Genomic DNA, 20,219 nt, shown 5'->3' with positions numbered 1-20,219 from the left:
CGGCGCGTCGGGGCCGCGCACGCGGGTCGATAGGCTGCCATCGCCCACCCGACCCTCGTAGCCAGGTGCCTCGACGAACCGATGCTCAATATCTTCGCGCGTGCCTCCGTCTCCCGCGTCACCGATCCGATCGGCCAGGCGCTGGTCCGCGCCGGGCTGACCCCGAACGCGATGACCGTGTTCGGCACCGCCGGCGCGGTGGTCTGCGCCCTGGTCTTCTTCCCCAACGATCACCTCCTGTGGGGCACCTTCACGGTGTGGGGCTTCGCCATGCTCGACATCCTCGACGGCGCCATGGCCCGGGCCCGCGGTTACGGCACCCCGTTCGGCGCGGTGCTCGACGCGACCTGCGACCGCCTGGTCGACGGGGCGCTGTTCGCCGCCATCGCCTGGTGGTGCTTCGTCGTCGACGACAACCACCCGGCCGCCGCCGCGGCCCTGCTGTGCCTGGTCCTCGCCCAGGTCATCTCCTACGTCAAGGCCCGGGCCGACGCCTCGGGCCTGCCGGTCGACGGCGGGCTCGTCGAGCGCGCCGAGCGGCTGATCATCGCGCTGGTCGGCACCGGCCTGCACGGCTTCGGCATCCCGTACACCGTGGACGTGACGCTCTGGCTGCTCGCCGCCGGCTCGGTCGTCACGCTGCTGCAGCGGTTCGCCGCCGTGGCGAAGGCGGCCCGCGAGGCCGCCGCCGGGGAGCAGCGGGCATGACCCGGCTGGGCGAGCGGCTGAGCGCGTTCGGCTACGCGGCGGGCTGGAAGCTCGCCGGCTGGCTGCCCGCCGGGTTCGGCGGCACGGTCTTCTCGCTCGGCGCGGACCTCGCCGTCCGCCGTGACGGCGGGGGCGTGCGGCAGCTGCGCGCGAACCTCGCCCGCGTGGTGCCGCAGGCCGATCCGGTCGAGCTGGACGAGCTGACGCGGCGCGCGATGCGCTCGTACGCCCGCTACTGGCACGAGACGTTCCGGCTGCCGTCGATGGACCACAAGGAGGTCAGCGCCAAGGTCGCGGCGTCGATCACCGGCGTGGAGAACCTCGACGCGGCGCTGGCGGAGGGCAACGGCGCGGTGATGGCGCTGCCGCACAGCGGCAACTGGGACGTCGCCGGCGTGTGGCTGGCCGACTACCTCGGCGGGTTCACGACCGTGGCGGAACGGCTGAAGCCCGAGTCGCTCTACCGCCGGTTCGTCGAGTACCGGGAGTCGCTCGGCTTCGAGATCGTGCCGCTCACCGGGGACAGCTCGGCGATGCGCGTGCTGCTGAAGCGGCTGCGCGAGAACAAGGCCGTCTGCCTGGTCGGCGACCGCGACCTGACCACCAGCGGCATCCCGGTGAAGTTCTTCGGCGAGCCCGCCCGGCTGCCCGGCGGCCCGGCGCGGCTGGCGGCGACGACCGGCGCGGCGCTCATCCCGGCCGGCTGCTGGTTCACCGAGGACGGCTGGCAGATCCGGCTGCACCCGCGCATCCGGGTCACCGCGCGGGCCGAGGTCCCCGCCGCGACCCAGGCACTGGCGGACATCTTCGCCGGCGACATCGCCGCGCACCCGGCCGACTGGCACATGGTGCAGAAGTTCTGGCCCGCCGACCTCGAGGCCGCCGAGCGGGTCAGCCTCGAAGAAGCGAGCTGAGCGGTGGCCACGCGGCCGATGCGGGTCGGGATCGTGTGCCCCTACTCCTTCGACGTGCCCGGCGGGGTCCAGGGCCACGTGATCGACCTGACGAAGGCGCTGCTCGCGCGCGGGCACCGGGTGTCGGTGCTGGCGCCCGCGGACGAGGACGCGCAGCTGCCGGACTTCGTGCACCCGGCGGGCAAGGCGCTCGGGATCCGGTACAACGGCTCGGTCGCCCGGCTGCAATTCGGCCCGGTCTCCTACGCGCGGGTGCGGCGCTGGATCCGCGAAGGCGAGTTCGACGTCCTGCACCTGCACGAACCGGCGGCGCCCAGCCTGTCGCTGCTGGCGCTGCTCATCGCCGACGGCCCGATCGTGGCGACGTTCCACACCGCGACGACGCGCTCGCGCACGCTGTCGGCGTTCCAGCCGGTGCTGCGGCCGCTGCTGGAGAAGATCACGGCGCGGATCGCGGTGTCGGCGCTGGCCCGCCGCGTCCAGGTGGAGCACGCGGGCGGCGACGCGGTGGAGATCCCCAACGGCGTCGACGTCGGGTTCTACTCCGCGGCCACGCCGTTGCCCGGGTACCCGCGGGCCGGCGGCACCGTCGGGTTCGTCGGCCGGTTCGGGGAGCCGCGCAAGGGCATGGGCGTGCTGCTGGAGGCGCTGCGGCTGATCCTCCCGGAGTTCGAGGACCTGCGGCTGGTCGTGGTCGGCCGCGGCGACGCCGACCAGCTGCGTCGCGACGCCGGCCCGGACCTGGCCCCCCACCTGGAGCTGCTCGGCCAGGTCGACGACGCCACGAAGGCCCAGGCGCTGCGCAGCGTCGACGTCTACTGCGCGCCGAACACCGGCGGCGAGAGCTTCGGGATGATCCTCACCGAGGCGATGGCGGCCGGGACCCCGGTGCTGGCCAGCGGGCTCGACTCGTTCCGGCGGGTGCTCGACGACGGCCGCGCCGGCCTGCTCGTCGAGACCGGTGACCCGGCCGCGCTCGCCGACGGGCTGCGCGAGCTGCTCGGCGACCCGGCGCGCCGGGCGTCGCTGGCCGCGGCGGCGGGGGAGCGCGTCACGATGTACGACTGGTCGGTGGTGGCCACGCAGGTGCTGCGCGTCTACGAGACGGCCGTCGCCGCCGACCCGCGGCGGGTCGCGGCGCCGGAGCGGGAGTTCGCCCGGTGAGCGTGCTCGGCTGGCTGCTCCCGGTACTGGCGGTGGTCGTGGTGCTGGGCGGGCTCTTCCTGGTGGCGACGGCGAACCGGCTCGACCGGCTGCACATCCGCACGGACGCCGGCTGGGCCGCCCTCGACGCGGCGTTGGCACGCCGGGCGGTGGTGGCGCGCGCGGTCGCGGTGGTGCTGGGCTCCCCGGGCCTGCGGACGGCCGCGGAGCGCGCCGAAACAGCGCCCCGTGCCGAGCGCGAAGCCGCGGAGAACGAGCTGACGCTGCAGCTGGGCCGCGTCGACCGGGCGGGCCTGCCGGCCGAGCTGGCCGAGGAGCTGACCGACGCCGAGCACCGGGTGGTGATCGCCCGCCGCGTCCACAACGACGCCGTCCGCGACACACTGCGGCTGCGGCGGCGGCGGAAGGTGCGCTACTTCCGCCTCGCGGGGACCGCGCCGTTGCCGGAGTACTTCGAGTTCGCCGAGCCGGAGGTCTGAGATGTGGTGGGTGGTCGTGGAGGAGCAGCGCGGCACGGGCGACGGCCGCAGCTGGTCGCTGTCGGAGACGTTTTCACAGCCCGACCAGGCGACGGCCGAGGCCGAGGCGCTGCGGCTGGCGCGCGAGTACCAGCCCGTCTACCCGTGGTCGCCGAAGTCGCGGAAGGTCCTGCGCGGCCCGGGCGGGTACCTGGTGATCGTCGAGGGCCGGACGTCGACGTTCCACTTCCGGTTGAGCGTGCTCGAAGAGCTCTGAAACCGTCCGTGGCCCGGCCGCGTCGGAACCGGCATGGGTGCAACGTGGTGGGTGGTCATCGAAGAGCAGGGCGGCATGGGCGACGGCCGCGGCTGGGGAGTCGCGGAGGCGACGCCGTACCCGGACCGCGAGAGCGCGGAGGGCGACGCGTACCTGCTCGCCAAGCAGCACCGGCCGCCGCGGCCGTCGTCGCCGCAGCACCGGCTGGTGCTGCGCGTGAGCGACGGCTACCTGGTGCTCGTGAAGGGCAAGACGGACCTGTGGCAGTTCCGCGTGACGGTGGGCGAGCAGGCCTGAGGCTGACACACTGGGCGGCATGAGCGAGACCTGCGACGTCGCCCACGGGGCGGCCCCGGCCGACCCGGGAGTGCGGACCCTGGTGGCGGTGTTCGCGTCGCCGGTTTCCCGGTTCCTGCTGAAGTTCGCGAAGGACCTCGGGTACCGCGTGGCGCTGTTCGAGCCCGATCCCGCGCGCGTCACCGACGTCCCCGAGGGCTTCGACGCGGACACCGTCCTGCCGCCGCTCGACGCAACCGCCGACGTCGTCGTGACCGACCACCACCGGCCCGAGCTGGGGCAGGTGCTGAAGGCCGCGCTCGAAGGCGAGCCGCGGTGGGTGGGGGTGCTCGGCAACCCGCGTCACCCGGGCCCGCACCTCGCGGCGCTGCGGGGACTGGGCGTCGCCGAGGCGGACATCGCCCGGGTGCACCGCCCGGTGGGGCTGAACATCGGCTCGCGCACCCCGCCGGAGATCGCCCTGGCCACGCTGGCCGGCCTCCTCGCCGACCGCAACAACCGCCCCGGCGGCTTCGACTTCACCTAGCAGACTGCCGCCGGCCGAGGACCGCCTGGATCCGGCCGAGGCCACCGCGAGCCCGGTCCTCCTCGGCCGCCAAGCCGACTTCGCCGGCCAGGACCAGCGCCGCGCGGTAGCAGCCGGCGGCGGCGTCGTGGCTGCCGGCCGACCAATGCGTGTCAGCCAGGTCGTTGAGCACGATGGTGCGCAGGTCGCGGGCACCGTTTGTGGCGGCCAAGGCCAGCGCTGCCGTGTGCAACCGCACTGCCTCGTGGGGCTTGCCGAGAGCCGCCTGAACCGTGCCCAAGCGCGTATGCGCCATCGTTTCGACGAACCCGGCGGAGGCTGCGCAGTCCGTGACGAGCTCGCAGAACAGGCGCTCGGCCTCCGGAAGCCGGCCTCGGCCGAGGTGGACCTGACCGAGGGCCAGGAGCGCGCGCAGTTCACCATCGCGGTCGCGCAGCGTTCTGGCCCGATCCAGGGCCAGCCGGAGTTGTTGCTCACCATCCTGGTAGCGCTCGAGGCGCAGGTGCAGCATGCCCTGGATGTAGTGGGCGTTGCCGACGCGCAGTAGCGGCCCGGTGCGTTCCACCGCCGGCAGTGCCTCGTCGAGAGTGCGCTGTGCCTCGGCGTACCTGCCCGCCTGCGCGTACAGATTGGCGAGCCCGAGGAGCGTGGTCGCCGTGCGCTGGTCGTCTTCCAGAGCGCGGAAGGTTTCCAGCGCGGCCTGCATGTCCTGCTCAGCCTGCCGGTACCCACCCATCGACTGGTGCAGCGCGCCCATCCTGGCGAGCGCCCGGCCCTCGGCGAGGGTGACCGCGGCAGCGCCGGCGACCGTTATGGCTTCCGTGTAGTGCTTGCGTGCTTCGGCAACCCTGCCCAGGTGGTGCTCCGCAGCGCCCAGCTCGACCAGGATGTGCGCTTGGGCGGTCTGGTCGTCGGCGCGGCGCGCGGCCTGCAGCGCCGCGTGCTGGGCTGTTCGCCGCTCCGCGGCGTGGTGCGCCTGGGAGTGAAAGGGCGCCAGCGCCCGCGCCAACCGCATCGCCTCGCCGTCCAGTCCGGCCACTGTCGCCGCCTCGACGGCGGCCACGAGGCTTGGCCGCTCCGCTTCCCACCACGCCAGCGCCTGCGTGCGGTCGGCGAGTGGCGGCAAGCCGTCCGCACCGGAGCGCGGGCCGGGGAACCGCGGCGGGTCGACGACCTTGCCCGCCGCGTCCAGTGCCCGCACGTAGTGCGTCACCAACCTGCGCAGGGCTGCCTTTCGCTCCGGCTCCGGCTCGTCGCGGGCCAGAATCGTGTTCGCGTGCCCGCGCAGCAGGTCGTGACACGTGTACCGGCCAGGAGTGTGCTCGCGCCGCAGATGAGCCTCCGCCAGCTCCTCCAGCACCCGCCACGCCTCCGGCACGGCGCACCCGAACAGCGCCGCCGCCGCGTGCACGCCCACGTCGGGACCGTGGTGCAGGCCGAGCAACCGGAAAGCTCGCTGCTGACCGGCGGTGAGCCTGCGGTAAGAAACCTCGAACGCGTCCGCGACACTGCGGCTGCCCACCGACAGCTCGGCCGGTCGCCTTTGATGGTCGCGGAGCAGGTCCGCGAGATCGGTGGCCGACCAGGAGTCGTGGTGTCGCAACCGAGTTCCCGCGAGCCTGATCGCCAAGGGCAGTCGGCCGCACAGCTCCACCACCTCGGCCGCAGCGCGGTCGTGCGTCACCGGACGACGAGACACCCGGACCAGCAGCTCCCGTGCTTCGGCCTCGGACAGCGGCTCCAGCGACAGGTGGTCGGCCCCATCAAGCTCGGGCAACCGCCATCGGCCGGTGACCAGGACCAGATGGCCCGGCGAGCCGGGCAGCAGCGGCACGAGCTGACGGGCGTCCAGCACGTTGTCGAGGACGATCAGTACCCGCCGGCCGGCCAGCCACGACCGCCACAGCGCCGACGACTGACCGGTGTCGCGGGGAAGAGCCTCGTCGGGCACTCCCGTCCTGCGAAGCAGGTCGTGCAGGGCGACGTGCGGCGTGGTCGGTTCCCGGTCCGGGGTGTGGCCGTGCAGGTCCAGGAACAACTGGCCGTCGGGGAACCACTCGGTGCACCGGTGCGCCAGGTGGACGGCGAGCGCGGACTTCCCGGCCCCGGCCATCCCGGTCACCACCACGATCGCGGTCGCGCTCCTGCGCTGAGCGACGAACTCCAGGCATCCGGCCACCTCGTCGGCCCGTCCGGTGAAATCCGGCAAGTCGTACGGCAATGACCGGAGAGCGGGACCCGGAGCAGCCGCTGTCGGATCATCCGGTGGCAGCTGCGCCGACGAGGGAGGCCGGTGCGAAGCACCCACCACCCGGCGCTCGGCCGGCTCGAGCAGCTCGCCCGGCGGCGCGGCGCGGCCGGCGAAGCCGGGGACATCGGCGGATAGGTGGGCGATCGGCCGCTGTTTCCCGGCCGCGGTGGCCAGGCCGAGCGCCGGGTCCGCGCGCAGGATCTGCGCGTGCACGCGCTGGAGGCCGGGCCCGGGATCGACGCCGAGTTCCTCGGCCAGCAGGCGCTGGATGTCGCGGAACACGGCGAGTGCGTCGCCTTGGCGGCCGCTGCGGTAGAGCGCGGTCATCAGCAGCTCCCGCGCGCGTTCGCGGTACGGGTGCTCGTCGGTGAGCCGGGTCAGCTCGGGGATGGCCGGCGCGTGTTCCCCGCGCAGCAGATCGAGTTCGGCGAGGTCTTCCAGGGCGCCGAGGCGGTATTCCTCCAGCCGGGCGCGTTCGGTGGCGGCCGCGGGGGTGTCGATGCCGTCGAAGGCGGGTCCGCGCCACAGCCTCATCGCCTCGGCGAGGTGCTGTCGGGCGACGGCCAGATCTCCGCTGCGCTTCGTCTCGCTCGCCTGAACGAGGCCGTCGGCGAACTGGGAGCTGTCGAGCCGGTCAGGGGCGACGCGGAGCAGGTACCCGGTGCCCACCGTCTGCAGCGACGCGCCATCGAGGCCGAGCGACCGGCGCACGGTGCCGACGTACTTCTGGACGAGGTTGACCGCGCTCCTCGGCGGTTTCCCGCCCCAGGCGCCCTCGATGATCTGCTCGCGGTCCACCGGCTGGTTCGCGTGCAGCAGCAGCACCCCGAGCACCCGCAGGCACTTACCGGGGCCCACTTCGACCGGAGCCGTGCCGCGCCAGGCCGTGACCGGTCCGAGCACACCGAATCGCACACCAGTCATGCCAACGCGCCCCCTCCCGCGGCCGAGCGTACCTCCGGCCGGCCACGTTCGCGGCCTGCCACCGTCTACCGGGGCGCGGTTGCCCTCCCTACCGTGATCACCTGGACCAGGGCATTGTCGACACACCCCGGCCGGTTCCCGTAACTCGCGTGATTGAAGCCGTAACTCGCGTGATCGGAGCCGTAACTCGCGTGATTGAAGCCGTACCGCCTCGAATCACGCGAGTTACGGGCTCGATCACGCGAGATCCGGCTCTGCTCACGCGAGATCCGGCTAGTGGACGGCCATGCCCTCCGGCATCGGCTCGAACCTCGCGTGCTGCCGGGTGAACGTGGCCGTGCCCGAGGTCATCGAGCGCAGGTCGATCAGGTACCGCACCAGCTCCGTCGCCGGGACCTCCGCGCGGATCACCGTCCGGCCGCCTTCGCCCGCCTCCGTGCCCAGCACCCGGCCGCGCCGGGACGACAGGTCGCCGAGGACCGTGCCCAGGTGCTCGTCCGGCAGCCGGATCGCCACCTCCTCCAGGGGCTCCAGCATCGTGATGTGCCCGCTCGCCGCGGCCTCGCGCAGGGCCAGCGCGCCCGCCGTCTGGAACGCCGCGTCCGAGGAGTCCACGCTGTGGGCCTTGCCGTCGACCAGCGTGACCTTGACGTCGACGACCGGGTGCCCGTCGGCCAGCCCGCGCTGCAGCTGGGCGCGCACGCCCTTCTCCACGCTCGGGATGAACTGGTGCGGCACCGAACCGCCGACGACCTTGTCGACGAACTGGAACCCGCTGCCGCGCGGCAGCGGCTCGACCTCGATGTCGCAGACGGCGAACTGGCCGTGCCCGCCTGACTGCTTCACGTGCCGCCCGTGTCCCTTGGCCGGCTTGGCGAACGTCGAGCGCAGGCTGATCTTCACCGGTTCGGTGTCGACGTCCGCGCCGCCTGCGCGCAGCCTCGACAGCACCACGTCGGCGTGGGCTTCGCCCATGCACCACAGCACCAGCTGGCCGGTCTCGGCGTTGCGGTCCAGCCGCAGGGTCGGGTCGCCCGCGACGAGGCGGGAGAGGTTGCGGGCCAGGGTGTCCTCGTCGCTGCGGGTCTTGGCGACCACGGCCACCGGCAGCAGCGGTTCCGGCATCGCCCACGGCTCCATGAGCAGCGGGTCGTCGGGCGAGGAGACGGTGTCGCCGGTCTCGGCCGAGCCGACCTTCGTCAGCGCGCAGAGGTCGCCCGCGACGCAATAGGGCACTTCCCGCAGGGCCGAGCCGAGCGGGGAATACAGGTGGGCGACGCGCTCGTCGGCGTCGTGGTCCTCGTGGCCGCGCTCGGCGAGGCCGTGCCCGGACACGTGCACCGGCCGCTCGGGGCGCAGCGTCCCGGAGAACACCCGGACGAGGGACACCCGGCCGACGTAGGAGTCCACCGCCGTCCGGACGACCTCAGCGGCGAGGGGGCCCGCGGGGTCGGCGGTGATCGCGGCGTGCTCGCCGCCGTCCGGGGTGGTGACGTCGGGGGGCCGGTGCTCCAGCGGGGAGGGGAACGCGCGGACGATGCCGTCGAGCACCTCGGCCAGGCCGAGGCCGCTGGTCGAGCACACCGGGATGACGGGGTGGAAGGACCCGCGCGCGACCGCGGTCTCCAGGTCGGCGATCAGGGTGGCCTCGGCGATCTCTTCGCCGGCGAGGTAGCGGTCCATCAGGGACTCGTCCTCGCTCTCGGCGATGATCCCTTCGATCAGCTCGTTGCGGGCCTCGGCCATCCGCTCCAGGTCGGTCGCGGCGGGCTCGCCGAGCTTCGGCGGGTGCCCGCCGGAGTAGTCGAAGTACCGCTGGGTGATCAGCCCGACCAGGCCGTCGCCCGCGGGCAGGTACAGCGGCAGCACCCCGGCGCCGAACGCGGTCTGGCAGGCGGCGATCTCGGCCATCGCGTCGGCCCGGTGGTGGTCGAGCCGGGAGACGACGACCGCGCGCGGCATCCCGACCGCGGCGCACTCCTCCCACACCGCGACCGTCGCCGCGTCGACGCCCTCGGCCGCGGAGACGACGAACAGCGCCGCGTCGGCGGCGCGCAGCCCGGCCCGCAGCTCCCCGACGAAGTCCGCGTACCCGGGTGTGTCGATCAGGTTGATCTTGTGGCCCTGGTGCAGCACGGGCGCGACCGAAAGGCCGACCGAGCGCTGCTGGCGGACCGCCGCCGGGTCGTGGTCGCACACCGTCGTGCCGTCGACCACCGAGCCCGCCCGCGGCACCGTGCCGGAAGCGGCGAGCAGGGCTTCGGCGAGGGTGGTCTTCCCGGAACCGGCCGGACCGACGAGCACGACGTTGCGGACCTTGGCGGGGTCGTCCACAGCGACGGCGGCCCCGGTGTCGGCGTTCTTGGCTTGTCTGTCTGCCATGACGACTCCTCGGCGAACGGCTGGTGTACGGGATGTGTCCTCGATCACACACCCGCTACCCTGGTCACGGCAAGACAGGGCTCCCGGTACCAGCCGAATGCCCGGGGGAGTGGCGTGGACAGGCGGGCGTTCTTGCGGATTTCCGGAGCAGTACCGGTGGCGGGCCTGGCCGGCCGCCCGCCGTCCGGCGATTGGGAGCGGCTCCGCGGGCGGCTCACGGGGCCGCTGCACCGGCCCGGCGACCCCGGCTACCCGGAGGCCAAGCAGGGCTTCTTCACGATGTACGACGCCCGGATGCCGTCGGCCGTGGTCGGTGCCGCGCGCGTCGAGGACGTCCAGGCCGCCGTCGCTTTCGCCGCCCGGCACCGGTTGCCGGTCGCGGCGCGCAGCGGCGGGCACAGCTACCCCGGCTACTCCACAGTGGACGGCGGCATCGTCGTGGACCTCAGCCGCTTCTCGGGCATCGAGGTGCGTCCGGACGGCCGCGCGGTGATCGGTGCCGGCGCCCGGCTGGGGCCGATCGCCACGACGCTCGCGGCGGCCGGCCGGGTGCTCCCGGCGGGCAGCTGCGACACGGTCGGCATCGCCGGGCTCACCCTCGGCGGCGGGGTCGGCGTGCTCGACCGCCGGTACGGCCTGACCTGCGACCACCTGGAGGCGGCGCGGATCGTCACGGCCGACGGCCGGGTGCGCACGGTGTCGGGCTCGGCGGAACCCGACCTGTTCTGGGCGCTGCGCGGCGGGGGTGGCGGCAACTTCGGGATCGTCACCGGGTTCACGTTCCGGACCGTGCCGATCGCCGACGTCGCCACCTTCCGGCTGGTCTTCCCGGCGGGCACCCAGGCGGCGCTGCTCGCCGCCTGGCAGGAGTGGCAGCCGTCGATGCCGGACGAGCTGTGGTCCGGCGCCAACCTCGACGCGGCCACCGCCGCCGTCGCCGGCACGTTCCTCGGCGCGCAAGCCCGGATGAACGAGCTGGTCGACGACCTGGTCCGCCGCGTCGGCACCCCGCCGGCCGAGCGGGACGGGCGGGTGCTGGACCACGTCCGCGCGATGCGGTCGTTCGACGACCCGGAGTCCCGGCCCGGGGCCGCCGTGGCGCGGGCGGCGTACGTCGGGACCTCGCGCATGCTGCTGCGGCCCGTCACCGACCCGGCCGCGGTCGTCGAGCTGCTGACCCGGGCGCCGCGCGTCGGCACGCTCATCGACGCCGGCGGCGGCGCGATCGCCCGCGTCGGCGCCCGCGAAACGGCCTTTCCGCACCGGTCCGCCCTGGCGAGCTTCCAGTTCCTGCACGGCGCCGCACCCGAGGACGGCGGCGAAGCCGAGGCGCGGCGCGCGCTGGCCGCCGTGCGCGACGGGCTGGGACCGGAGTTCGGCACCACCGGGTACGTCAACTACCTCGACCCGGAGATGCCGGACTGGGCGCAGGCGTACTACGGGGTGAACCTGCCGCGGCTGCGCGCGGTCGCCCGGAAGTATGACCCGCGAAGAATCTTCGCGTTCCCGCAAGGGCTCTCGTCGCCCCGCTCGACTGTCCACAAGGGAGAGTTCTAGACTGCGCCGGATTCTCCCCGGCAGGAGGCAGCAGTGCTCGACCTGGCATTCTCCACAGAGGACCTGGCGCACACCCGGTTCGCGTTCTCCCCGGCCTGGGAGGTCGTCGCGAGCGTCCGCGTCCTCAACTCCCCGGGGCAGCACGCCCTGCACCTGCCGTGGATCAAGCGCGCCACCGCGGCGCTCGACGAGGCCGGCCTGGACATCGGGCTGCTGCGCGACCTCGTCCCGCTGCGGCACCTGCCCGGTTTCCTCGCCGGGACGCCGTCGACGCCGCTGCCCGAGCTGGCCGACGAGCTCGCCGACCTGCGGGACGTGCCCGGCCGCCTCGTCCGGCGCGAGCTGGACGCGATGGCCGGGCCGCGCTCGCCCGCCCTGGCCCGCTTCCACCGCGAGCCGGAGGCCGGCCTCGAGCGGCTCGCGACGCTGATGGAGCGGTACTGGCACCTCGTGCTGGCCCCGGACTGGCCCCGGATCCGCGCGCTGCTCGAGGGCGACGTGCTGTACCGGTCCCGGCTGCTGGCCCAGGGCGGGGCCGCGGAGCTGTTCAACGACCTCACCCCGCTGATCCACTGGCAGGCCGGCACGCTCACGGTGGCGCACCGGCACCTGCACGCCGCCGTGCCGCTCGACGGGCGCGGCCTCGTGCTGGTGCCTTCGGCGTTCGTCTGGCCCCGGGTGTTCTCCAAGACCGACGCGCGCTGGCAGCCGGTGCTGCGCTACCCGCCGCGCGGGATCGCCACGCTGTGGGAGACCGGCACGGCCACCGCACCCGGCGCGCTGGCCGCCGTCGTGGGCCGCGGCCGCGCGATGCTCCTGACGGAGCTCGCCGCGCCGGCGTCCACCGCCGAACTGGCCCGCCGGACCGGGCTGAGCGCCGGGGCGGTGTCGCAGCACCTCGGCGTCCTCAAAGCTGCGGGCCTGGTCAGCGGGCACCGTGCCGGACGTCACGTGCTCTACGTGCGCACTTCGCTCGCGGAAGCCCTGGTCGCGGGCACCGGCGAAGTGGACTGCTGAGATACCCGCGTACTGGCCTGCCTGAAGAGGCCACCCCGGACCTACCCTCGGACTCGTCCACCCCCGAACCGTGTCGAAAGGCCTCGTCGTGTCCGAGCAGCAGCCCACCCCTTCCAGCGGCACCGTCCAGTCCGTCACCGGCACCGCCAAGGTGAAGCGCGGCATGGCCGAGATGCTCAAGGGCGGCGTGATCATGGACGTGGTCACCGCCGAGCAGGCCAAGATCGCCGAAGACGCCGGCGCGGTCGCGGTGATGGCGCTGGAGCGCGTGCCCGCCGACATCCGCGCCCAGGGCGGCGTCGCCCGGATGAGCGACCCCGACCTGATCGACGGCATCATCGAGACCGTCTCGATCCCGGTGATGGCGAAGGCCCGCATCGGCCACTTCGTCGAGGCGCAGGTCCTGCAGTCCCTCGGCGTGGACTACGTCGACGAGTCCGAGGTCCTCACCCCGGCCGACTACGCCAACCACATCGACAAGTGGGCGTTCACCGTGCCCTTCGTCTGCGGCGCGACCAACCTGGGCGAGGCGCTGCGGCGCATCACCGAAGGCGCGGCGATGATCCGCTCCAAGGGCGAGGCGGGCACCGGCGACGTCTCCAACGCCACCACGCACATGCGCAAGATCCGCCAGGAGATCCGCCGGCTGCAGAACCTGCCCGAGGACGAGCTGTTCGTCGCCGCCAAGGAGCTGCAGGCGCCGTACGAGCTGGTCCGCGAGGTGGCGCAGGCGGGCAAGCTGCCGGTGGTGCTGTTCACCGCGGGCGGCATCGCCACCCCGGCCGACGCGGCGATGATGATGCAGCTGGGCGCCGAGGGCGTGTTCGTCGGCTCGGGCATCTTCAAGTCCGGCAACCCGGCCCAGCGCGCCGAGGCGATCGTCAAGGCGACGACGTTCTACGACGACCCGGACGTGCTCGCGAAGGTTTCGCGCGGCCTGGGCGAGGCCATGGTCGGCATCAACGTCGAGGAGCTCCCGGAGCCGCACCGCCTCGCCGAGCGCGGCTGGTGACCTCCTAGAGGTATTCGGAGATCTCGACGCCGTACGTACCCGGCTCGAGGGCTTCGAAGATGTGCGGCACGTCCCCGGGGTAGCAGATGTAGTCCCCGGGCAGGAGTTCCTCCGGGGCGTCCAGGACACCGATGCGCGCCCGGCCCGCACAGAGCACGATGTGCTCGACCACCCCGGTCATGTGCGGGTCGGAGCGCCGGGGCGTGCCCGGCTCGCCGCGGACGACGTAGATGTCGCGGCGGGCGCCGGTGGGGCAGGCCGACAGGAGCGTGCACGCGTAGTCGGCGTGTTCGGCGAACACCGTCGGCCCCTTGCCCGCGCGGACCACCCGGACCTTCGGCCGGTCCGGTTCGACCAGCCGGGAAAAGGGTACGTCGAGAGCGACGCCGAGGGCCCACAACGTCTCGACGCTCGGGTTGCCGGTACCCGACTCGAGCTGCGAGAGCGTCGACTTGGCCAGGCCGGCGCGGCGCGCCACCTCGGTCAGGGACAGCCCGGCCCGGGTTCGTTCGCGGCGCAGTGACGCCGCGATGATTTCCAGCGGCGCCCCGGTGGCTTCCTGAGACATCCTGTTCGCTCCATCGGTCTGTTCGTTCGCCTTGACGAACACGTGGCCTGGCGTTCACCATAGAACACATGCGTTCGATATGGCGAACACTCGATCGGGGCCTCGCCCGTGACATCGGCCTGGTCTGTCTGGCCGATTGTCTCGTGGGGGTGTCCTACGGCGCCATCGCGGTGAGCTCCGGCTTCCCCCTGTGGCTGCCGATGCTGATGTCGCTGCTGGTCTTCGCCGGGGCGTCGCAGTTCATGTTCATCGGGATCGTGGCCGCGGGCGGCAACCCGTTCGCCGCCGTGCTGGCCGGGCTGCTGGCCAACACGCGGCACCTGCCGTTCGGGTTCGCGATCGGGGACGTGCTGGGGACGCGGTGGCCCGCCCGGCTGCTGGGCAGCCACCTGATGAGCGACGAGACGGTGGCGTTCGCGATGGCCCAGGACGAAGCCCCGCGCCGCCGCGCGGCCTACTGGGCCTGCGGGCTGGGCATCTTCGTCTTCTGGAACACCGGGGTGCTGATCGGGGCGTTCGCCGGGACGGCGATCACCGACACCGACGTGTTCGGCCTCGACGCCGCCTTCCCGGCGGTGCTGCTGGCGCTGGTGCTGCCGTCGCTGCGCGACAAGGCGGCCCGGCTGCCGGTGCTGGTGGGGGTGCTGGTCGCGCTGGCCGCGACGCCGTTCCTGCCCGCCGGGCTGCCGGTGCTGCTCGCGCTGGCCGGGGTGCTGGTGGGCGTCGCCGCGAAGGACCCGAAGCTGCAGGAGGCGAGCTGATGGACGGGACGGAACTGCTGATCGCCACGGCGGTGCTGGCCGTGGGCACGTTCGCCTTCCGGTTCGCCGGCCCGGTGCTGCGCAGCCGGGTGAAGCTGTCCCCGAAGGCGGAACGGCTGATGGCGCTGGCGGCGGTGGTGCTGCTGGCGGCGCTGGTCGCGGTCAGCGCGCTGACCGAGGGACACGGCTTCGCGGGCATCGCCCGGCCGGCGGGGGTGCTGGTCGCCGGGGTCCTGGCGTGGCGGAAGGCGCCGTTCGCGCTGGTGGTGGTGGCGGCCGCGGCCACGGCAGCACTGCTGCGGCTGGCCGGGGTCCCCTGAGCGCCGGTCTGCCGTTGTTGTCCGGTTGCCAGCGCCCCAATGTGGCGTTGGGTGCGTTCAACGCACCCAATGTGGCGTTCGGTGCGTCAGATGCACCCAATGCCACATTGGGGCGCTCGGGGCGTGGGCCACGCGGGAAGCCGGGCGCCGGCGGCCGCGTGGCCGGGGAGCGGTTCTGACCTGCCGGTCCGCCGTGGGGCCGGTGCGTCTAGGCTGGTGGGAAGGTCTTTCGGGAGGTCGGGTGTCGTCGGAACCGGTCATCGGTGTGCTCGCCATGCAGGGCGCCGTGCGGGAGCACGTCGCCATGCTGGAAGAAGCCGGTGCGCGTGCCACGCCGGTGCGGCGGGCCGGTGAGCTGTCCGAAGTGGACGGTCTGGTGCTGCCCGGTGGCGAGTCGACCACCATGTCGCGGCTGCTGGAGAGCTTCGAACTGCTGGAACCCCTGCGGGCGCGGATCGCCGACGGCCTGCCCGCGTTCGGCTCGTGCGCCGGGATGATCCTGCTCGCGCGGCAGACCCTCGACGGGCGGCCGGACCAGCAGCAGCTCGGCGGGCTCGACGTCGTCGTCCGGCGCAACGCCTTCGGCAGGCAGGTCGACTCCTTCGAGGCCGACCTGGACTTCGCGGGCATAAAAACGGCGCCGGTGCACGCCGTGTTCATCCGGGCTCCGTGGGTCGAGAAGGCCGGCGACGGCGTCGAGGTGCTGGCCACGGTCAGCGGCGTGCCCGGCGTGGACGACGACACCGCTAGGATCGTCGCGGTCCGGCAAGGGGCGGTGCTGGCGACCGCGTTCCACCCGGAACTGACGCCCGACGTGCGGGTGCACCGGCTGTTCGTCGACCTCGTGCGACAGGCTGCCTGAGACGCGGTGCCCGGCCGGGGTACGGAACAGATGGAGGAGAGATGAGCGGCCACTCCAAGTGGGCCACCACGAAGCACAAGAAGGCCAACCTCGACGCGAAGCGCGGCAAGCTCTTCGCGCGGTTGATCAAGAACATCGAGGTGGCCGCCCGCACGGGCACCGGTGGTGGCGACCCGGATGGCAACCCCACGCTCTACGACGCCATCCAGAAGGCCAAGAAGAACTCGGTCCCGCAGGACAACATCGAGCGCGCCCGCAAGCGCGGCGCCGGTGAAGAGGCCGGCGGCGCCGACTGGCAGAACATCACGTACGAGGGTTACGGCCCCAACGGCGTGGCGGTGCTGATCGAGTGCCTCACCGACAACAAGAACCGCGCCGCGATGGAGGTCCGCACCGCGCTCACGCGCAACAACGGCTCCCTCGCCGACCCGGGGTCGGTCGCCTACATGTTCAACCGCAAGGGCGTGGTGATCATGCCGAAGGGCGGCGCCACCGAGGACGACGTCCTCATGGCGGTGCTCGATGCCGGCGCCGAAGAGGTCAACGACCTCGACGAGAGCTTCGAAATCGTCTGCGAGGGCGGCGACCTGGTGCCGGTGCGCAAGGCGCTCCAGGAGGCCGGGTTCGAGTACGAGTCGGCGGAGCTCACGTTCCTCCCGACGGTGAGCGTCCCGCTCGACGCGGACGGCGCGAAGAAGGTCTTCAAGCTGATCGACGCCCTCGAAGACTGCGACGACGTCCAGAACGTCTACGCGAACTTCGATGTCTCCGACGAGGTGCTCGCCGAAGTCGGCTGACTTTTCCCTTGCGTCACACCGCTTTTGGGCCCGGGCCGGAAACTTTCCGGCCCGGGCCCTGGGCTCGGGCGGGCGAGTCGGGCACAATGTGCGCCGTGACCTCGACGACCCCCGCCGCTGCCGCCGACATCACGGCCGAGCTGTCCGCGGACGAACTGCGCCTCATCGAATGGATCGAGGAGCAGGCGAAGGAACGCGGCAACGCGGTCATCACCGTCGCCGCCGACGACGAAGGTGCCGGCTACTGCTTCACCGCCTGTGCGTGGGCGCTGCACCACGTGCCGGAAGCCGTCGTGGTCGGGCTGCCCGACCACATGGGCCAGGTCCTGCTCGACGCCTACGTCGACCGCGCGGCCAACGGCGAGATCTTCGAGGTCGGCAAGCGCTACGACGACTTCTTCGAAGGCGTCCCGGTGGTCCTCGAGCGCGTCCACAAGGGGCACTACCCCGAGTACTTCGGCACGGCGTTCCTCATCTACCCGGACGGTGACTTCCCGGCCCTGCAGCTGATCGTCGCGACGCCGGAGGGCAAGTTCCCGTGGCACCCGGACGCGCCCGAGGGGTTCGCGCGGTGGCAGCCGGTGCTGACCGGGAGCGGCGACCCCGAGAGCTGGACCCCCGGGGTCGACGGCCCCTAGAACTTCCGCAGGTCGGCGGCCGCTTCCGGATACTCCAGGGCCAGCTCCGCCGCGGCGGCGAACTCCACGCAGTCGTCGGTGTAGGGCGGCACCACGACCGTGCCCAGCAGGCTCCACGAACCGCGCGTGACCGCCGCCTGCCACGTCCCGGCGGGCACGACGACCTGCGGCCGCTCGCCGGCGGCGACGTCGGTGCCCAGCACCGGCCGCTCGACCGAACCGTCCGGGTGCAGCAGCAGCATCGCGACCGGCGCCCCCGCGTGGTGCACCCAGACCTCGGTGCGGTCCAGCCGGTGCGGCGCGGAGCGCTCCGGCGCGACGAGCAGGTAGTAGATCGCCGAACCGGCCTCGGCCCGCCAGCTCTGCGCCCACCGCCCCCCTTCGACGGGCAGCGGCTCGAGGCCCAGGTGGGTGACGAAATCCGACGGCTCCGGCATGTCACCCATCCTGCCGCAGACGCGCCCAGTAGCCTGCAAGCTCGAACTGGTGTTCGCGGCGGGAGGAAAACGGGTGCGGGTGCTCGGGGTCGACCCCGGTCTGACCAGGTGCGGCCTGGGGGTGGTCGACGGCGGCAAGGGCCGGGCCGTCCGCTGCGTCGCCGTCGACGTCGTGCGGACGCCGCCGGACGCCGATCTGGCGCACCGCCTGCTCGGCATCTCCGACGAGGTCGAGCGGTGGATGGACCGGTACAAACCGGCCGCGGTGGCGGTCGAGCGCGTCTTCGCCCAGCACAACGTCCGGACCGCGATGGGGACCGCGCAGGCCGGCGGGGTGGTCGCACTCGCCGCCGCGCGCCGGGGGCTGCCCGTCGTGTTCCACACCCCGAGCGAGGTCAAGGCCGCCGTCAGCGGGTCGGGCCGGGCGGACAAGGCGCAGGTCACCGCCATGGTGATGCGCCTGCTGAACCTCGAAGTCGCGCCCCACCCCGCCGACGCCGCCGACGCGCTCGCCCTGGCCATCTGCCACCTCTGGCGGGAGCCGATGCGGGCCCGGCTCGCCGAGGCCGAAGCCCGCGCCGCCGAGATGGCGCGCACCCACAAAGCCCGGCTCGCCGCGGCGGCGAAGCAAGCGAAGAACCCTGGAGCAGCACGATGATCTCGTCGGTACGCGGAGAAGTCCTGTCGGTCAGCCTGGACCACGTCGTGGTCGAGGTCGGCGGGGTCGGCTTCGCCGTGCAGGCCACCCCCGCGACGCTGGCGACCCTGCGCCGCGGCGAAGAGGCCCAGCTGCACACCGCGCTGGTCGTGCGCGAGGACTCGCTGACGCTGTTCGGCTTCGCCGACGCCGACGCGCGGGAGCTGTTCGGGCTGCTGCAGACGGTGTCCGGGATCGGGCCGCGCCTGGCGCTGGCCACCCTCGCCGTGCTGGATCCGGACAAGCTGCGGGCCGCGCTGGTGGAAGGCAACATCACCGTGCTGACCTCGGTGCCCGGCATCGGCCGCAAGGGCGCCGAACGGCTCACCCTGGAGCTGCGCGACAAGGTCACCGCGCTCGCCGGCGCCGGCGACACCCCGGCCGTCACCGCCCCCGGCGCCCTGCGCGCGGAGGTCGTCGAGGCGCTGGCCGGGCTCGGCTTCCCGGCCAAACAGGCCGAACAGGCCGTGGACAAGGTCATCGCCGACGGCGACGGCCACACGACGGCGAGCGTGCTGCGCGCGGCGCTGGCCACCCTCGGCCGGAAGCGGTAGGACACGGCCGTGGAGTATGAAGCGGTGGAAGAGGACGAGGCGCTCTCGGCGTGGGCCCAGACCGGCGAGGAGAACGTCGAAGGCACCCTGCGGCCCCGCAAGCTCGACGAGTTCGTCGGTCAGCCGCGCGTGCGCGAACAGCTGGAGCTGGTGCTGGAGAGTGCGCGCCGCCGCGGCGTGCCGCCCGACCACGTCCTGCTGTCCGGCCCGCCCGGGCTGGGCAAGACGTCGATGGCGATGATCGTCGCCGCCGAGCTGAACGCGGCCATCCGGATCACCTCCGGCCCGGCGCTGGAACGCGCCGGCGACCTGGCCGCGATGCTGTCCAACCTCGCGCCCGGCGACGTCCTGTTCATCGACGAGATCCACCGGATCGCCCGGCCCGCCGAGGAGATGCTCTACCTGGCGATGGAGGACTTCCGCGTCGACGTCGTGGTCGGCAAGGGCCCGGGCGCCACCAGCATCCCGCTGGAGATCGCGCCGTTCACGCTGGTCGGCGCGACCACCCGGTCCGGCTCGCTGACCGGCCCGCTGCGCGACCGGTTCGGCTTTACCGGCCAGATGGAGTTCTACACCGACGCCGAGCTGGAGCTGGTCGTCCGCCGGGCCGCGACGATCCTCGACATCCCGATCGACCGCGACGGCTGCGCGGAGATCGCCCGCCGCTCGCGGGGCACGCCCCGGATCGCGAACCGGCTGCTGCGGCGCGTCCGCGACTACGCCGAGGTCCGCGCCGACGGCAAGGTGACCCGCGAGGTCGCCCGCGCCGCGCTGGCCGTCTACGACGTCGACGACCTGGGCCTCGACCGCCTCGACCGGGCCGTGCTCACCGCGCTGACCAGGTCGTTCGGCGGCGGGCCGGTGGGGATCTCGACGCTGGCGGTGGCCGTGGGGGAGGAGGCGACCACCGTGGAAGAGGTGTGCGAGCCCTACCTCGTGCGCGCCGGTATGCTCGCCCGCACCCCGCGTGGCCGCGTCGCGACGGCGACCGCGTGGGAACACCTCGGCATGGTGCCTCCCGCGGACCTCCCGGGGCGCCCGGACCAGGGCGGGCCGTCGCTGTTCGAGCAGGACTGAGTTCGAACAGGCCAAGCGGCC

At 73.2% G+C, this 20,219-nt stretch carries 22 protein-coding genes; 18 read left to right on the top strand and 4 right to left on the bottom strand.

The genetic code is table 11. The annotated features are described in order from the left end of the window. Positions 1-81: 81 nt before the first annotated feature. From pgsA to Q5425_RS25535, 7 genes are read left to right on the top strand one after another with little or no spacing between them, the layout of a single operon-like run. Positions 82-708, top strand: coding sequence for a phosphatidylinositol phosphate synthase (pgsA, locus tag Q5425_RS25565; RefSeq protein WP_103341486.1), 627 nt, complete (start codon positions 82-84; stop codon positions 706-708). Then, positions 705-1,622: a phosphatidylinositol mannoside acyltransferase gene (locus Q5425_RS25560; RefSeq protein ID WP_308674842.1), complete on the top strand. Its 918-nt coding sequence runs from the start codon at positions 705-707 to the stop codon at positions 1,620-1,622. The genes pgsA and Q5425_RS25560 overlap by 4 nt, the downstream gene beginning before the upstream one ends. 18 nt (positions 1,623-1,640) lie before the next feature. Further along, positions 1,641-2,786, top strand: a complete 1,146-nt coding sequence (locus Q5425_RS25555; RefSeq protein WP_308674854.1) for a glycosyltransferase family 4 protein — start codon at positions 1,641-1,643, stop codon at positions 2,784-2,786. Then, positions 2,783-3,265 (top strand): NUDIX hydrolase, encoded by a 483-nt coding sequence (locus Q5425_RS25550; protein WP_308674841.1) that lies wholly within the window; start codon positions 2,783-2,785, stop codon positions 3,263-3,265. The genes Q5425_RS25555 and Q5425_RS25550 overlap by 4 nt, the downstream gene beginning before the upstream one ends. Position 3,266: 1 nt before the next feature. Then, complete coding sequence (locus Q5425_RS25545) at positions 3,267-3,521, top strand: hypothetical protein (RefSeq protein ID WP_308674840.1); 255 nt, start codon at positions 3,267-3,269, stop codon at positions 3,519-3,521. A 33-nt stretch (positions 3,522-3,554) separates the two neighbouring features. Next, positions 3,555-3,818, top strand: coding sequence for a hypothetical protein (locus Q5425_RS25540; RefSeq protein ID WP_308674839.1), 264 nt, complete (start codon positions 3,555-3,557; stop codon positions 3,816-3,818). A gap of 19 nt (positions 3,819-3,837) precedes the next feature. Continuing rightward, positions 3,838-4,344 (top strand): XdhC family protein, encoded by a 507-nt coding sequence (locus Q5425_RS25535; RefSeq protein ID WP_308674838.1) that lies wholly within the window; start codon positions 3,838-3,840, stop codon positions 4,342-4,344. Here the strand turns inward: Q5425_RS25535 and Q5425_RS25530 are convergent. Next, on the bottom strand, positions 4,337-7,519 hold the full coding sequence (locus Q5425_RS25530) for a BTAD domain-containing putative transcriptional regulator (RefSeq protein ID WP_308674837.1): 3,183 nt from the start codon (positions 7,517-7,519) through the stop codon (positions 4,337-4,339). The two genes, Q5425_RS25535 and Q5425_RS25530, sit on opposite strands and share 8 nt — an antisense overlap. A gap of 273 nt (positions 7,520-7,792) precedes the next feature. Beyond that, complete coding sequence (locus Q5425_RS25525) at positions 7,793-9,901, bottom strand: elongation factor G-like protein EF-G2 (protein WP_308674836.1); 2,109 nt, start codon at positions 9,899-9,901, stop codon at positions 7,793-7,795. A 114-nt stretch (positions 9,902-10,015) separates the two neighbouring features. On the opposite strand from Q5425_RS25525, the gene Q5425_RS25520 reads away from it, so the two are divergent. From Q5425_RS25520 to pdxS, 3 genes are all read left to right on the top strand, one after another. Continuing rightward, positions 10,016-11,458 (top strand): FAD-binding oxidoreductase, encoded by a 1,443-nt coding sequence (locus Q5425_RS25520; protein ID WP_308674835.1) that lies wholly within the window; start codon positions 10,016-10,018, stop codon positions 11,456-11,458. A gap of 33 nt (positions 11,459-11,491) precedes the next feature. Continuing rightward, on the top strand, positions 11,492-12,475 hold the full coding sequence (locus Q5425_RS25515) for a DUF5937 family protein (RefSeq protein ID WP_308674834.1): 984 nt from the start codon (positions 11,492-11,494) through the stop codon (positions 12,473-12,475). An 88-nt stretch (positions 12,476-12,563) separates the two neighbouring features. Further along, entirely contained in the window at positions 12,564-13,487 is a 924-nt protein-coding gene (gene pdxS / locus Q5425_RS25510) for a pyridoxal 5'-phosphate synthase lyase subunit PdxS (protein ID WP_308674853.1), read from the top strand. A 4-nt stretch (positions 13,488-13,491) separates the two neighbouring features. On the opposite strand, the gene Q5425_RS25505 is transcribed toward pdxS, so the two are convergent. Further along, on the bottom strand, positions 13,492-14,055 hold the full coding sequence (locus Q5425_RS25505; protein WP_308674833.1) for an XRE family transcriptional regulator: 564 nt from the start codon (positions 14,053-14,055) through the stop codon (positions 13,492-13,494). A gap of 68 nt (positions 14,056-14,123) precedes the next feature. Between Q5425_RS25505 and Q5425_RS25500 the strand changes: the two genes are divergently transcribed. From Q5425_RS25500 to Q5425_RS25480, 5 genes are all read left to right on the top strand, one after another. Then, positions 14,124-14,816 carry an AzlC family ABC transporter permease gene (locus Q5425_RS25500; protein ID WP_308674832.1) on the top strand — a complete coding sequence of 231 codons (693 nt, stop codon included), beginning with the start codon at positions 14,124-14,126 and terminating at the stop codon, positions 14,814-14,816. After that, positions 14,816-15,136 (top strand): AzlD domain-containing protein, encoded by a 321-nt coding sequence (locus Q5425_RS25495; protein ID WP_308674831.1) that lies wholly within the window; start codon positions 14,816-14,818, stop codon positions 15,134-15,136. The genes Q5425_RS25500 and Q5425_RS25495 overlap by 1 nt, the downstream gene beginning before the upstream one ends. A 241-nt stretch (positions 15,137-15,377) precedes the next feature. Continuing rightward, the gene (gene pdxT, locus Q5425_RS25490; protein ID WP_308674830.1) at positions 15,378-15,998 is read left to right on the top strand and encodes a pyridoxal 5'-phosphate synthase glutaminase subunit PdxT; all 621 of its coding nucleotides are present in this window, start codon (positions 15,378-15,380) and stop codon (positions 15,996-15,998) included. A 41-nt stretch (positions 15,999-16,039) separates the two neighbouring features. After that, positions 16,040-16,795: a YebC/PmpR family DNA-binding transcriptional regulator gene (locus Q5425_RS25485; RefSeq protein WP_308674829.1), complete on the top strand. Its 756-nt coding sequence runs from the start codon at positions 16,040-16,042 to the stop codon at positions 16,793-16,795. An 86-nt stretch (positions 16,796-16,881) separates the two neighbouring features. Then, a complete protein-coding gene (locus tag Q5425_RS25480) occupies positions 16,882-17,433 on the top strand; it encodes a DUF4262 domain-containing protein (protein ID WP_308674828.1) in 552 nt (183 codons plus the stop codon). Here Q5425_RS25480 and Q5425_RS25475 read toward each other — a convergent pair. Next, positions 17,430-17,870 carry a cupin domain-containing protein gene (locus Q5425_RS25475; protein ID WP_308674827.1) on the bottom strand — a complete coding sequence of 147 codons (441 nt, stop codon included), beginning with the start codon at positions 17,868-17,870 and terminating at the stop codon, positions 17,430-17,432. The genes Q5425_RS25480 and Q5425_RS25475 overlap by 4 nt on opposite strands. Positions 17,871-17,943: 73 nt before the next feature. On the opposite strand from Q5425_RS25475, the gene ruvC reads away from it, so the two are divergent. From ruvC to ruvB, 3 genes are read left to right on the top strand one after another with little or no spacing between them, the layout of a single operon-like run. Beyond that, positions 17,944-18,528, top strand: coding sequence for a crossover junction endodeoxyribonuclease RuvC (ruvC, locus tag Q5425_RS25470; RefSeq protein WP_247023922.1), 585 nt, complete (start codon positions 17,944-17,946; stop codon positions 18,526-18,528). Further along, positions 18,525-19,121 carry a Holliday junction branch migration protein RuvA gene (gene ruvA / locus Q5425_RS25465; protein WP_308674826.1) on the top strand — a complete coding sequence of 199 codons (597 nt, stop codon included), beginning with the start codon at positions 18,525-18,527 and terminating at the stop codon, positions 19,119-19,121. Before ruvC ends, ruvA begins: the two co-directional genes overlap by 4 nt. 9 nt (positions 19,122-19,130) lie before the next feature. Next, positions 19,131-20,198, top strand: a complete 1,068-nt coding sequence (gene ruvB / locus Q5425_RS25460) for a Holliday junction branch migration DNA helicase RuvB (RefSeq protein WP_308674825.1) — start codon at positions 19,131-19,133, stop codon at positions 20,196-20,198. Positions 20,199-20,219 lie beyond the last annotated feature (21 nt).

This window comes from Amycolatopsis sp. A133 (assembly GCF_031082405.1).
Lineage (GTDB): Bacteria > Actinomycetota > Actinomycetes > Mycobacteriales > Pseudonocardiaceae > Amycolatopsis.
Note: the sequence above shows the minus strand (reverse complement) of the source record. Positions and strands in the feature narration are given on the sequence as shown.